Source organism: Phreatobacter cathodiphilus, from assembly GCF_003008515.1.
Lineage (GTDB): Bacteria > Pseudomonadota > Alphaproteobacteria > Rhizobiales > Phreatobacteraceae > Phreatobacter > Phreatobacter cathodiphilus.
Genome location: NZ_CP027668.1, coordinates 3,388,087 through 3,401,838 on the forward strand (window position 1 = coordinate 3,388,087; position 13,752 = coordinate 3,401,838).

11 protein-coding genes and 1 tRNA gene are annotated in these 13,752 nt (G+C 69.2%); 6 read left to right on the plus strand and 6 right to left on the minus strand.

Annotation, left to right across the window (positions count from 1 at the left end):
- The first annotated feature begins 19 nt into the window (after nt 1-19).
- The 4 genes from C6569_RS16235 to C6569_RS16250 all read left to right on the plus strand — a co-directional run bounded on the left by C6569_RS16235 (nt 20) and on the right by C6569_RS16250 (nt 6,054).
- Nucleotides 20-1,180, plus strand: coding sequence for an acetyl-CoA C-acetyltransferase (locus C6569_RS16235; protein ID WP_106749820.1), 1,161 nt, complete (start codon nt 20-22; stop codon nt 1,178-1,180).
- A gap of 99 nt (nt 1,181-1,279) precedes the next feature.
- Nucleotides 1,280-2,821 (plus strand): acyl-CoA synthetase, encoded by a 1,542-nt coding sequence (locus C6569_RS16240; RefSeq protein ID WP_106749821.1) that lies wholly within the window; start codon nt 1,280-1,282, stop codon nt 2,819-2,821.
- Between the two features lie 38 nt (nt 2,822-2,859).
- Complete coding sequence (locus tag C6569_RS16245; RefSeq protein ID WP_106749822.1) at nt 2,860-4,074, plus strand: ABC transporter substrate-binding protein; 1,215 nt, start codon at nt 2,860-2,862, stop codon at nt 4,072-4,074.
- A 126-nt stretch (nt 4,075-4,200) separates the two neighbouring features.
- The gene (locus C6569_RS16250) at nt 4,201-6,054 is read left to right on the plus strand and encodes a heavy metal translocating P-type ATPase (protein ID WP_106749823.1); all 1,854 of its coding nucleotides are present in this window, start codon (nt 4,201-4,203) and stop codon (nt 6,052-6,054) included.
- Nucleotides 6,055-6,069: 15 nt separating this feature from the next.
- On the opposite strand, the gene C6569_RS16255 is transcribed toward C6569_RS16250, so the two are convergent.
- Nucleotides 6,070-6,684, minus strand: coding sequence for a glutathione S-transferase (locus C6569_RS16255; protein ID WP_106751094.1), 615 nt, complete (start codon nt 6,682-6,684; stop codon nt 6,070-6,072).
- A gap of 121 nt (nt 6,685-6,805) precedes the next feature.
- On the opposite strand from C6569_RS16255, the gene C6569_RS22000 reads away from it, so the two are divergent.
- The gene (locus tag C6569_RS22000) at nt 6,806-6,979 is read left to right on the plus strand and encodes a hypothetical protein (protein ID WP_181313789.1); all 174 of its coding nucleotides are present in this window, start codon (nt 6,806-6,808) and stop codon (nt 6,977-6,979) included.
- Here C6569_RS22000 and C6569_RS16260 read toward each other — a convergent pair.
- The 3 genes from C6569_RS16260 to C6569_RS16270 form a co-directional block, all read right to left on the minus strand.
- On the minus strand, nt 6,976-8,199 hold the full coding sequence (locus C6569_RS16260; RefSeq protein WP_106749824.1) for an MFS transporter: 1,224 nt from the start codon (nt 8,197-8,199) through the stop codon (nt 6,976-6,978). The two genes, C6569_RS22000 and C6569_RS16260, sit on opposite strands and share 4 nt — an antisense overlap.
- A gap of 112 nt (nt 8,200-8,311) precedes the next feature.
- Nucleotides 8,312-10,330, minus strand: coding sequence for a TonB-dependent receptor domain-containing protein (locus tag C6569_RS16265; protein WP_106749825.1), 2,019 nt, complete (start codon nt 10,328-10,330; stop codon nt 8,312-8,314).
- A gap of 1,131 nt (nt 10,331-11,461) precedes the next feature.
- A tRNA-Ala gene (locus C6569_RS16270) sits at nt 11,462-11,537 on the minus strand.
- Nucleotides 11,538-11,818: 281 nt separating this feature from the next.
- Here C6569_RS16270 and C6569_RS16275 point away from each other — a divergent pair.
- Entirely contained in the window at nt 11,819-12,913 is a 1,095-nt protein-coding gene (locus C6569_RS16275; RefSeq protein ID WP_106749826.1) for a DUF2336 domain-containing protein, read from the plus strand.
- A gap of 33 nt (nt 12,914-12,946) precedes the next feature.
- Here C6569_RS16275 and C6569_RS16280 read toward each other — a convergent pair whose 3' ends face one another.
- Both C6569_RS16280 and C6569_RS16285 read right to left on the minus strand, forming a co-directional pair.
- Nucleotides 12,947-13,195 carry a BQ00720 family protein gene (locus tag C6569_RS16280; protein ID WP_106749827.1) on the minus strand — a complete coding sequence of 83 codons (249 nt, stop codon included), beginning with the start codon at nt 13,193-13,195 and terminating at the stop codon, nt 12,947-12,949.
- Nucleotides 13,196-13,247: 52 nt separating this feature from the next.
- Nucleotides 13,248-13,676, minus strand: a complete 429-nt coding sequence (locus tag C6569_RS16285; RefSeq protein ID WP_106749828.1) for an Hsp20 family protein — start codon at nt 13,674-13,676, stop codon at nt 13,248-13,250.
- Between the last annotated feature and the right edge of the window lie 76 nt (nt 13,677-13,752).

Sequence of the window (13,752 nt, forward strand, 5' to 3'; positions counted from 1 at the left end):
CGCCCATGGAGGATCGACAATGGCCGAGGCCTATATCGTTGAAGCCGTCAGGACCGCAGGCGGCCGCCGCGGCGGCAAGCTCGCAGGCTGGCACCCGGCCGATCTCGGCGGCGAGGTGCTGAACGCCCTTGTCGACCGCACCGGCATCGACCCCGCCGCCGTCGAGGACGTCGTGGTCGGCTGCGTCAGCCAGGGCGGCGAGCAGGCCTTCCACATCGGCCGCAACATGGTGCTCGCCTCCAAGCTCCCCGAGAGCGTGCCGGCGGTCAGCATCGACCGCCAGTGCGGCTCCTCCCAGCAGGCCATGCAGTTCGCCGCCCAGGCGGTGATGTCCGGCACCCAGGACCTCGTCATCGCCGCCGGCGTCGAGAGCATGACCCGCGTGCCCATGGGCTCGGTCACCGGCCTCTACGCCAAGGCCGGCATCGGCGAGGGCCCCTTCTCCAAGCGCATCCAGCAGCGCTTCGGTGTCGAGGGCTTCAGCCAGTTCACCGGCGCCGAGATGATCGCGAAGAAATACGGCTTCACCCGCGACGAGCTCGACCGCTTCGCGCTGGAGAGCCATCGCCGCGCCATCGCCGCGACCGAAGCCGGCGCCTTCGACCGCGAGATCGTCGCGGTGGACGTCGACGGCGAGCCGCACCGGCGCGACGAGGGCATCCGCTTCGACGCGACGCTGGAGGGCATCGGCTCCGTGAAGACGCTCGTCGAGGGCGGCGTCATCACCGCCGCCAACGCCAGCCAGATCTGCGACGGCGCCTCAGGGGTCCTCATCGCCAACGAGCGCGCGGTGAAGGCCCACGGCCTGAAGCCGATCGCCCGCATCCACAACCTCACGGTCACCGCCGGCGACCCCGTCATCATGCTGGAGGAGCCCCTTCCCGCCACCGACCGCGCCCTGAAGCGCGCCGGCATGCGGATGGAGGACATCGACCTCTACGAAGTGAACGAGGCCTTCGCGCCGGTGCCGCTCGCCTGGCTGCGCCACACCGGCGCCGACCCGTCGAAGCTCAACGTCAACGGCGGTGCCATCGCGCTCGGCCATCCGCTCGGCGCCTCCGGCACCAAGCTGATGGCGACGCTGATCCATGCGCTGAAGGCCCGCGGCAAGCGCTACGGCCTGCAGACCATGTGCGAGGGTGGCGGCATCGCCAACGTCACCATCGTCGAGGCGCTCTGACGCCCCCGCCGCGGCGGATCGACCCGCCGCGGCGCAGCCACCAAGAGCAGCGCCAAGCTGCCGCTTGAGGAACCACCTCCCGAGAGGATCTTTGCGTCCATGTACGCCACCCATCCGTGCGCCCATGCGGCAGCCCATCCCGACAAGGTCGCCTATCGCATGGCCGGCTCGGGCGATGCCATCACCTACGGCGCGCTGGACCGCCGCTCCAACCAGGGCGCCCATCTGCTGCGCTCGCTCGGGCTGAAGGCCGGCGACCACATCGCCCTCATTATGGAGAACGGCATCCCCTTCATGGAGGTGTGCTGGGCCGCCCAGCGCGCAGGCATCTACTACACCGCCATCAGCCGCTACCTCACGCCCGACGAGATCGGCTACATCGTCCGCGACTGCGGCGCCCGGGCCCTGATCGTCACGTCGCAGACGGCCGGCCAGGCCGCCCCGCTCGCCGGCGAGCCCGGCCTGGCGCTCTTCATGGCGGGCGGTGCCGCCCCCGGTTTCCGCGACTTCGACGCCGAGCGGGCAGGGATGCCGCAGACGCCCATCGCCGACGAGACGGCCGGCTGGGACATGCTCTATTCCTCGGGAACGACGGGACGGCCGAAGGGGGTGAAGAAGCCCTTCGCCCTGGAACCCATCGACAAGCTGAACCCGCTGCTCAAGGTCCTCTGCCAGGACATGTCCGGCATGGGGCCTGACAGCGTCTATCTCTCGCCGGCACCGCTCTATCACGCGGCTCCGCTGCGCTTCAACATGATGGTCGCCGCTCTCGGCGGCACCTCCATCATCATGGAGAAGTTCGACGCGGAGGAGTTCCTGCGCCTCGTCGAGGTCCATCGCGTCACCCATTCGCAGCTGGTGCCGACCATGTTCGTGCGCATGCTGAAGCTGCCCGAGGAGGTTCGCGCCCGCTACGACGTCTCCTCCCTCAAGGCCGCGGTGCATGCGGCAGCCCCCTGCCCGCCGGACGTCAAGCAGGCGATGATCGCGTGGTGGGGTCCGATCCTGCTCGAGTACTATGCCGGCACCGAGGCCAACGGCGTCACGGTCATCAACTCCGCCGAATGGCTCGGCCATCGCGGCAGCGTCGGCCGCCCCTTCGTCGGCAAGGTGAAGATCCTCGGCGATGACGGTGCCGAAATGCCCACGGGCGAGATCGGCGCGGTCTATTTCGCCGACGGCCCGGCCTTCGCCTATCACAACGACCCGGTGAAGACGGCCGGCGCCCACAACGACCGCGGCTGGTCGACCCTCGGCGACATCGGCTTCGTCGACGCCGAGGGCTATCTCTACCTCACCGACCGCAAGGCCTACATGATCATCTCCGGCGGCGTGAACATCTACCCGCAGGAGACCGAGGACGTGCTGATCCTCCATCCGGCGGTCGCCGACGTCGCCGTCTTCGGCATCCCGAACGCCGAGATGGGCGAAGAGGTGAAGGCCGTCGTGCAGCCGCGCGACATGAGCCTCGCCGGCCCGGACCTCGCCGCCGAGCTCCAGGTCTTCTGCCGGTCGCGGCTCTCGGCCATCAAGTGCCCGAAGAGCATCGAATTCCTCGCCGAACTGCCGCGCACGCCGACCGGCAAGCTGGTGAAGCGCCACCTCGCCGACCGCTACAAGGCGGCCGCCGCCAAGGCCTGATCGTCCGCCCCCGAGACCACATCCAAGGAGATCCCGTGATGTTGAAGACGTTGTTCCGGCATTGCGCCGGCGCCGCCCTATTGGCGGCGGCAGCCTTGCCTGCCTCCGCCCAGATTTCGAACGACACCGTCCGCCTCGTGGTGCTCAACGACCAGTCCTCCGCCTACAGCGACACGTCCGGCCGCGGCTCGGTGGTCGCCGCCGAACTCGCGGTGGAGGATTTCGGCCCGACGGTGGCCGGCAAGCCGATCCAGGTGATGAGCGCCGACCACCAGAACAAGGTCGACATCGCCGCCACCCTGGTGAAGCGCATGATCGACGGCGACAATGCCGACGCCTTCTTCGACATCGCCAATTCCGGGGTGTCGCTGGCGATCCAGGACATGATCCGCCAGTCGAACAAGGTCGTGGTCCACGTCGGCTCGGGCAATGTCGACCTCGTCGGCAAGTCCTGCACGCCGAATAGCGCCCTCTGGCTCTACGACACCTATGCCCTGGCCAAGGGCCTCGCCACCGCCCTGCTGAGCGACCGCCACAAGCGCTGGTTCCTGCTCACCGCCGACTATGCCTTCGGCCACGCCATGCAGCGCGACATGACCGAGACGCTGCGCGCCCGCGGCGGCGAGGTGATCGGCGCCGTGCGCCATCCGCTCAACTCGATGGATTTCTCCTCCTTCCTGATGCAGGGCGGCGGCAACATGCAGGTTCTCGCCCTGCTCAATGCCGGCGCCGACACCACCAACGCCATCAAGCAGGCCTCCGAGTTCGGCCTGATGCGCCAGGGCGTGAAGCTCGCCGTGCCGATCTTTACCCTCGTCAACGTTAAGGGCATCGGCAACGAGATCGCCCAGGGCACCACCTTCCTCGCCGGCTACTACTGGGACCGCGACGACGCGAGCCGCGCCTTCTCCCGCCGCTTCGAGGCGAAGATGGGCCGCCCGCCGACCCATGCCCAGGCCGCCGTCTACAGCGCCGTGCTGCACTACCTGAAGTCCGTGCAGGCCTCCGGCACCGATGCCGGCGACCGCGTCATGGCCAAGATGAAGGAGCTGCCCGTGCAGGACTTCATGACCAACAACGCCCAGTTGCGCGCCGACGGCCGTCTGATGCGCGACATGCTGCTGGTCGAGGTCAAGGCGCCGGCGGAATCCAAGGGCCCCTGGGACCTGCTGCACGTTCGCTCCACCATCGCCGCGGCCGACATGATCCAGCCGCTGGCGGAGAGCGCCTGCCCGCTCGCCCGGCCCCAGTGACGCCGGGTCCGCACCGGCGGCCCCGCGGTCGCCGGCGCTTGTTCTGAATCATTCCAAAATGATGCCGTCGCTGCTAGTCCTGCCGCGACGGCGGTGCCCCCCGCGCGCCGTGCCGGGAGGGCTTCGATGGCGGCGGACCGGATCAAGGCGCTCCTGCCCGTCGTGCCGGCCGCAGGGCTCGCGGGCGGCCTCCTCGCCGGCTGGCTCGGCCACCCCGCCGTTTCCGGCGCGCTCTGGAGCGCCGCGACCCTCGTCGTCCTCCTCGCCCTCGCCGTCGAGATCGTCACCAGCCTCCGGCGCGGCGAGGTGGGCCTCGACCTCGTCGCCTTCCTCTCCATGACCGCCGCGCTCCTCGTCGGCGAGACCCTGGCTGCAGCCGTCGTCGCCCTCATGTATGCCGGCGGGCAGAACCTCGAAGCCTTCGCCGAGCGTCGCGCCCGGCGCGACATGGCGGCCCTCCTCGGGCGCGCCCCGCACACGGCCATGCGCTATCAGGCGGCCGGCCTCGCCGAGGTCGATCTGGCGCAGGTCGCGATCGGCGACCGCCTGCTGGTGCGCCAGGGCGACGTGGTCGCCGTCGACGGCACGGTGACAGGCGGCCTCGCCGTCCTGGACGAGGCGGCGATCACCGGTGAATCCGTCCCCGTCCAGCGGCGCGACGGCGAGGCGGTCCTGTCCGGCACGGTCAATGTCGGCGGCCCCTTCGACATGACCGCCGGCCGGGTGGCGAAGGACAGCACCCTCGCCGGCATCGTCCGCATGGTGGAGGGCGCCCAGCGCTCGAAGGCGCCGATGGCCCGCCTCGCCGACCGCTTCGCCCTCGCCTTCCTCGGCCTCGCCGTCGCCATGGCGGGCGGCGCCTGGCTGCTGTCGGGCGATCCCGTGCGCGCCGTCGCCGTCCTCGTCGTCGCGACGCCCTGCCCGCTCATCCTCGCCGTGCCCGTCGCCATCGTCTCCGGCCTGTCGCGGGCGGCTGCCCGGGGCATCCTCATCAAGGGCGGCAAGGCGCTGGAGGCTCTGGCACGCGTCCGTGTGCTCGTCTTCGACAAGACCGGCACCCTCACCCGCGGCGAGGCCGAGATCACCTCGGAAATCGTCTTCGGCGGACTCTCTCCCCGCGAACTGCTCCGCCTCGCCGCCTCCGCCGACCAGGTGTCCAAGCACGTCGTCGCCCGCACGCTGGTCGCGGCCGCGGAGGCCCGGGGCCTCGGCCTGGCCGTGCCGTCGGAGGCCCGCGAGGTCCCCGGCGAGGGCGTCGTCGCCACCATCGACGGGCGCGAGGTCGCCGTCGGCGGCGTCGGCTTCGTCACCGCTCTCACCGACGGGGACGATGCCGACCCGCTGCGGATGCTGGGCAAGGACCGCGGCATCGTCGTGGCCGTGGCGGTCGACGGGCGGCTGGCCGGGGGCCTCCTCATGGTGGACGAGCTCAGACCCGGCGCCGCCGACCTGCTCCACCGCCTGCGCGGCCTCGGCATCGTCCGCATCGTGCTCGCCACCGGCGACCGCCGGGCGGTGGCCGAGGCGGTGACCGCCGACCTGCCGGTCGACGCCATTCACGCCGATCTCGCCCCCGGCGACAAGGTCGCCATCGTCGTCGCCGAGCGCGCCTTCGGCGCCGTGATGATGGTTGGCGACGGGGTCAACGACGCCCCCGCCCTCGCCGCGGCCGAGATCGGCGTCGCCATGGGCGCCACGGGCTCCGCCGCAGCCGCCGAGACGGCGGACGTGGTGCTGCTGGTCGACCAGCTCGACCGGCTGGCGGAAGCGCTGGCGATCGCCGCCCGCTCGCGGTCCATCGCCCTCCAGAGCGTCGTCGCCGGCCTCGGCCTCTCCGTCGCGGGCATGACGGCGGCGGCCTTCGGCCTGATCACGCCGGTTCAAGGCGCGGTCATGCAGGAGGTGATCGACGTCGCGGTGATCCTCAACGCCCTGAGGGCCCTGACCCCCGGCCGGAGCGGCGGCGCCGCCCCCGCCTGAGCCGGCCCGCGCGCCTCAGCCCACCGGCAGCGTCGCCTTCATCGAGGGCCGCTCGGCGAAGCCCTGATACCAGGCGGCGAGCCGCGCGTTGCCGTCGCGCCAGCCGATGTCGGGGAAGCGGAAGTCGAGGTAGCCGAGCGACACGCCGGCCGCGACGGTGCCGATGTCGAGGCGGCTCTCCAGATGGCCGATCCATTCGTCGGAGTAGGCCTTCACGGTCGTGTGGATCTTGGTGATCTGGCCCTTGTGCCAGTCGGCCCAGCGCAGCGCCTCGGGGCGCGCCACGGTCTCGTAGCGGGCGAGGAGGGCGGCATCCAGCATCTCATCCGCGGCCGACTGCAGCACCAGCGCCTTCCAGCGCTCGGCGCCGGAGGCGGGGAAGAGGCCCGGCGCGCCGCCGATCGAGTCGAGGAACTCGCAGATGACGCGGCTGTCGTAGATCGCCGTGCCGTCGTCGGTCACCAGCGTCGGCACCTTGCCGGTCGGATTGTGCGCCTTGATCGAGGCGTCCTGGTTGATCGGATGGGCGGCCGAGCCGAGCTTCTCGATCTGGCCGTCGATGCCGCGCTCGATGGCGCAGACCATGACCTTCCGGACGAAGGGGGACGCGGGGGAGAAGAAGAGTTTCACGGGCAGGATCCTCATGGCGCCGGGGCAGGATGGCTGAAGGCGGCGCGCGAGCATGCCGGCAGCCGCGCGCGCCGTCGAGTCGTCCGACGATCCGCGGAACCGGCGGGGGCACCGCGCATTGATGAGCATGACCCAGGACCCGAAGAAGCCCCATATCGATCCCGGCACCCACAAGCCCAAGGTACCGCCGGAGGGTCCCCACGCACGTGAGGATCAGATCGACCCCGAAAAGACCCCGGGATCGGGCATGTTCCCGAAGCCCGGCACCAAGGATTCCGAGCCCCCGGCAGGCTAGCCGCGCGCCCGCCTGTCCTGGATCACCGTCAACACGACCGTCAGCACCATGAACCCGGCCGCCGCTGCGAAGATCGCCCGCGGTTGGCCCTGGTCGAGCAGCGCCGCGTACAGCAGCGGGCCGACGAGCCCGCCGATATTGAACCCCGTCGAGACGATGCCGAAGACGATGCCCTCGGCGCCCTTGGGGGCCGCCGCCCGCACCAGCATGTCGCGCGAGGGCGTGATGATCCCCGACAGGAAGCCGGCGAGGCCGAGGAGCAGGGTCGCGACCAGCACCGACGGGGTTGTGAGCGCCATGACGGTCGCGATGACGGCCGTGGCGAGGAAGGCGCCCGCCGCCACCAGGCCGTGCCGGCTGGTGCGGTCGGCGAGCGTCCCTCCCGCCAGCACGCCGCCTGCACTCATGAACAGGAACAGCGTCAGCGCCGCATTGGCGCCGGCGAGATCGATGCCGTAGCCCATCACCAGGGCCGAGGCGGAGAAGGACTGGATGCCCCCGGTGGACAGGTTGAGCAGCACGAACATCGCCGTCAGCGCCAGAACCGTGCCGGTGAGGAGGCGTGCGCGCGGCGGCCGGGCCGCGGCGCCGTCCGGCTCGTCCTTGCGCGGCTGCGGCGCCTGCCGCGGCTCCCGACCGGTCACCAGCAGCAGCAGGCCGATGCCGAGCCCCAGGGCCCCCGCCACCGCGAACGCCCCGGAGACGCCAGACAGGGCGGCCGCGCCGAGCAGGAGCGGCGGCGAGATCGCGGTGCCGAGATAGCCAGCGAAGGTATGAAGGGAGAAGGCCTTGCCCATGCGGGCGCCGTCGATGCCGCGGGCGAGCAGGGCGTAGTTGGCCGGGTGATAGACGCCGTTGGCGAGCCCCGCCGCCGCCATGGCCGCGAGCAGCATGCCGTAACCGGGCGCCATGGCGAGGCCGGTGAAGCTCAGGCCCCCGAGGATCAGCCCGGCCACCAGCACCCGCCGGGCGCCGAGCCTGTCGCTGACGAAGCCCATCGGCGCCTGCACCACCAGCGACACCAGGTTGAACAGCGTCAGCGCCGCGCCGATCTCGATGAAGCTCGAGCCGAAATGGCCGGGCAGCAGCGGCAGCAGGGCCGGCACCGTCATGATGTGGACGTGGCTGACCAGATGGGCGAGCGACACCTGCCCGAGCAGGAGGCGCTCGGCGGGCCGGGCGGTCGCGGCGACCGGCGCTGCGTCGGGGATCGATGTCATGGGGCGGCGTCCATGCGCCGCCTTTAGCATTGGATCGGGCCGGCCGGGACGGCAGGCCCGGCAGGCCAGTCCTGCGGCGGGCGGCGGGCCTTTCAGACCCGCCGCCGCTGGTTCAGAACCTGACCTGCGTGGAGGCCAGGAAGGTCCGGCCAGGGCCTGCCCCCGTCGTGTTGAGGAAGGGCGTGTACTGGACGTTGAACAGGTTGTTGACCTTCAGCGACACCTCCACCTGCTCGCTGACCTTGTAGGTCGAGAACAGGTCGACGAGATGGTAGGGCGTGCCTCCCTGCACCGCGACGCCGCCGGTGAAGGTGGCGTTGTAACCGGCGACGAGGCCCTCCGAGACATATTTGTACTGGGCGCCGACCGTCAGCCGCTCGTCGAGGAACCGGGCGCCTGCGGTGACGGTCAGTGTGTGCTTGGGCAGGTACTGGCTGGCGCCGAGGCCGGCGAACTGGGAAGGCAGCTTGCTGTCCGCATAGGCATAGCCGAGCCGCGCGAAAACCACCCGGGCGTCGTAGTCGGCCTCCAGCTCGATGCCCTGGACGCGGCTGGTGCCGGGCACGTTGACGTAATAGGTGCCGGCCGGGCTCGCCGTGCTCAGATACTGGCCGACGATGTAATCCTCGATCGACTTCAGATAATAGTTGGCGCGGCCGCGGAAGCGGTCGGTCGCCGTGAAGAGACCCTCGCGGCGGATGTTGAAGCCGAATTCCCAGCCCTGTGACTTCTCGGGCACCAGGTTGGGATTGGGATACATGGTGGCGGTCGCTCCGCCCGGATGGCTGCCGCCCAGCATGGTCTCCTGCAGGGTGGGCGCCCGCATGGAGCGGCCCCAGGTGACATAGGGCTGCAGCCAGGGCAGCACGTTCACCGCCAGGGTCAGCTTGGGATCGACGCTGCCGCGCGACTGGTCGACGCTGTAATTGCCGAGCGGCGGCAGCGTGCCCTCGCCGCGCAGCGTGTAGAAATTGTAGCGCAGGCCGGCGACCACATCGACGATGCCATAGCGGAACGTCGTGTCGGTGAAGACGCCGCCGACGGAGCTGCGTCCGCTCGACGGGTTCACGCCGCTCGTGTCGCCGGTGACGGTGTCGTGGAAATATTCGACGCCCGTCTGGTTGCGGATGCCGACGGGCCCGACGTCGAAGAGCGCCACGTTGGACACGTCGAAGCCGAGGCCGGTGTCCTGGATCTTGCGGCCGAGGGCCGAGCCGGTCCCGGAGGTCGATCCCGTGTAGTGCATGCGCAGGTTGTTGTAGTGGGCGTTGATCCTGACATCGACGAGCGGGCTCGGCGCGTCGTAGCGATATTTCAGCGTGAAGGTCTGGTTCTGCAGCGTCTGGAAGTAGGAGTTGGCGAAGAAGTCGTTGTTGTAGACGACCCCGCCGAGCTGCAGCGTGTGGCCCTCGCCGAAGGCGAGATTGGTCTTGAACAGGCCCGAGACGAGGTCCTGGCCGGAATTGGCGACGCGCGTGCCGTCGCCGCTGCGGTAGTCGGTCGAGTTGCGCTTGCTGATCGCCCCGATGACGCCGACATTGGCACCCTGATAGGCGCCCGAGATCATCTCCGACAGGCCGGCACCGTTGCTGCCGATGGAGAAGCGGCTGAGCACGCCCCAGTTCTTGTTGCCGAAGACCACGTCCTGCACGTCGAGGGTGCGGAAATTGACCCGGCCGGCGAGGGCGCCGCCACCGACCCCCGTCACCTCGCCGCGCACCACGTCGATGCCGGCCAGCAGATTGGGGTCGACATAGGTGAACCCTCCCGCCTCGTGGCCGGTGAAGCGGAAGTTCTGGCGAACGCCGTCGATCGTCATGTTGACGCGGCCCGATCCCTCGAAGCCGCGGATGTTTACCGCGACGCCGGGCTGCTGGGCGTTCTGGCGGGTGAAGACGCCGGGCACGGTCCTCAGCGTGTTGTCGAGGCGCTCGCGGCCTTCCTGGTTGAGCCTTTCGGTGTTCACCTGGGTGGCGGGCGTGCCGGGTCCTTCACTTTCGCCGCGGCCGACGACGACGATTTCGGACGTGGCGCCGCCGGCGCTGTCCTGGGCGAGGGAGGGCAGGCAACCTGCCGCGACGATCAACCCGACGGCCGTGCTGGCCGTCAGGGAACGGGCAAAGCGTGTCATGGAACGGAACCTTTGAATTCTGAGGGCGATACCGGGGCCGTGCGCCGGCAGGATGAACGGGCCCTGAGCCGCGCTTAACAGGCAGAACGACCGATTCCAATCCTGACGACAAAGATGATAATCAGTTTTGAGCTATTATAATTCGGAAATTCGCAGTCATATCACGTTTTCGGCAGTCATACCTCGCCGTGTGACAGCGATATTATTGTCGCATAACCATTGTGGCAGGGTGTCTTGAAGTTAGGCCGGCGCATTCATCTGGCCCGATATCGCCATTCACTTCCCGTATGGGGAGCCGATGCAGTCCGCCCATCGGCAGGACTGGCGCACCATGGGCGATCCGTGCGGCAGGAAAGCCCGCTGTCTTCGTGTATACCGATGTGGCAAACGGATGACAGTCGCCCATTTTGCGTATTTTTCGCCCATGTAACAAGAAATATTTGAATAAAGAAAAAAGACCCGCTGCGCGATGCGCAGCGGGTCAGTCAGGCTTAGGCTATTCGTCTGTCGAACGGCAGGCGAAGGGCGACGGCATCTATGTCTCAACTGCCATTTTCCGGCAAGAGCCCCAGCGCAACTTGGAGCGGCTCCAAACAGCCGCACGGGTCGTCGTCGCCGTCGCCGTGGAGAAGACCTCCGATGCCGATATCCCTCGGGAACGATCGGCTTTGCCGCTGAACGCCGGATGGGCTGGAGGTGGAGCGCTGACGGGAAGCCGGACACGGCGGAAGGAGCCCCGTTGCGGCTGGTATGGTGATATTGGCAGGCCGCGGCACTGCCCTTGCTCGCTGAAGGAGCCACTTCCTCTTGCCGCAGCGGGTCGCGCAAATGGATGCTATCGACTGCAAGATCCTCGACATTCTCGGTGAGAGCCTCCAGCCTGGCCTTGGCCGGAGCATAGACGGCCATGGCGGGATTGACGGCTCCGGGTAGCTGAAGGTCGCCCGTCTCGACATCGATGACGATGACACCGGGCGGCGCGATCTGGTGCTTGAGACGCTTGAGCGCAGAGGCCGAAACGGCGCCGACCGGCGTCTCAGGTTCGCTCGAATGCCCAAACGGGGCGCTAACCACCCGGAAAGGCGCAGAGATTGCGCCACCAAAGACAGTCAGAGGTTAGCAGCGGGTGTTTGGTGGAGCCAGGCGGGATCGAACCGCCGACCTCTTGCATGCCATGCAAGCGCTCTCCCAGCTGAGCTATGGCCCCGTTTGTCCCCGCGGGAACAGGCGGATCGTGGGTCATCCGCCGGGTGCTCGAGCGGGCTCGCCGCTCAAGGAGCGCGTGTTTTGCACATTTCTTTCCGGTCATCAAGCGCATCCGGCGAAGTTTTTCACACCCCCCTGAAACCGCCCTTCCGGAGGGGTCCGCCAGCCGCTCCGCGAGCGACAGTCGTGCTTCTGTACGTTTCCCGCAACCTCTTCTTAAGGCGCCGCCGATACCATCCCCCCGTCTCTATTTCGCAAGTATTGTGAGGGAATTACCGGGAAATGCCGTCGGCCTCCATCATCGAGGAACTTGAAGACGCGATCTCCCGCGGCACCAGCGGCCGGCGCGTCGAGACGCTGCGCCGGGTGACGGACCTCTTCCTTCGCGATGCCGAGCGCTACACCGAAGCGCAGATCGAACTGTTCGACGACGTCATCCTGCGTCTGTCGAGCGCGATGGAGAAGGCGGTCCGCCGGGAGCTCGCCGAGCGGCTGGCCCCGGTGATGAGCGCCCCGAAGACGATCATCCGCAGTCTGGCGCAGGACGACGAGATCGACGTCGCCCGACCCATCCTGATGCTGTCGGCGCAGCTCGACGACACCACCCTCGCCGCCATCGCCCGCACCAAGAGCCAGGAGCACATGCTGGCCATCGCCGGCCGCAAGACGGTCGGCGAGACGGTGACCGACGTCCTCGTGGAGCGCGGTGATTCGCGGGTCGCCATGTCGGTGGCCGCCAACGAGGGCGCCCGCTTCTCCACCAAGGGCTACGACGCGCTGGTGGAGCGGTCGAAGGACGACGACCTGCTGGCCGAATGCGTGGGCCTGCGCAAGGACATCCCGCCCTATCTCTTCCGCGTCATCCTCTCCACCGCCCGCGAGGAGGTGCGCAAGCGCCTCGTCGCCACGACGACGGCGCGCGAGAAGGTCCAGCTCTCCGGCGCCCTCGCCGGCGTCGCCGACCGCATCGCCGTGGGCACCGCCGACGGCGCGCGGGACTATACCGCCATCCACCGGGCGATCGTCGTCCAGCACGGCCGCGGCGCCCTGGGCGAGAACGAGCTGCGCGCCTATGCCGAGGCCGGCAAGTTCGACGAGACCGTCTGCAGCCTCTCGGTCCTCTGCGGCGTGCCGCTGGACATGGTGGAGCGTCTCTTCGTCGGCGACCGGCCGGACCCGATCCTGATCCTCGCCCGCGCCGCGGGCCTGTCCTGGGCGACGCTGCGCGCCATCCTGCAGACCCGGCCGGGCTCCGGCGGTCTTGCTCCCGCGGCGCTGGAAGAGGCGCGCGAGAGCTATGCCAAGCTGACGACCCACACCGCGCTCAGGGTCCTGCGCTTCTGGCAGGTGCGCGAGAGCTCGGCCGCCAGCGGCTGACGGGCGGCCGCGCCGCCCGCCCCCGCCGGAGCCTCAGTGCAGGCTGACGGTCTCCAGTTCGTTCTGCCAGGCATTCGCCACCGCATCCTCGCGGCGGTCCGTGACCATGATCGGCATGCCGTCGGCCGACACGAGAGCGAAGAGGTCGAGCCCCGGCGGCAGGGCCGGCGCCTGCGGGAACATGCGGGTGATCTCGTCGGAGCGCATCGGCTTCACATAGGCGACCTTGGCGACGCCGAGCTGGGCGAGGAGCTCCGGGGTGATGGGGGAACGGTCGATCATGGGTCTAACCTCCTTGAAGGCAGGTTGGTGCGGGCGGTGAACCCTTCCGGGGTCAGTCCTGCGCCGCGATGTCGATCCGCCGGACGATCCTTTCGGGCTCGGGGCGGGCGAGATCGACGGAGAGGAGCCCGTTCTTCAGGTCGGCTCCCATGACCTCCATGCCGTCGGCGAGAACGAAGACCCGCTGGAACTGGCGTGCCGCGATACCGCGGTGGATGAAGTCGCGCCCTTCGGCATCGTCCATCTGGCGGCCGCGGATGAGGAGCTGATTCTCCTCCACCGTCACCTCGAGCTGCTGGCGGGTGAAGCCGGCGACGGCGAGGGTGATGCGAAGGCGTTCAGGCCCCTGGGTCGATGCGGCGATCCGCTCGATATTGTAGGGCGGATAGCCCTCGGCCCCCTTGGTGACCCGGTCCAGCACCCTTTCCAGCTGGTCGAAACCCAGCAGGAACGGCGACGACAGGGATGGCACGCGCGACATGGGCGAAGTCCTCGTGTGAGCGACATCGGCCGGGCCCCGGAGGCACCCGGTGCGCCGGAAACCTCCGGCGCTTCCC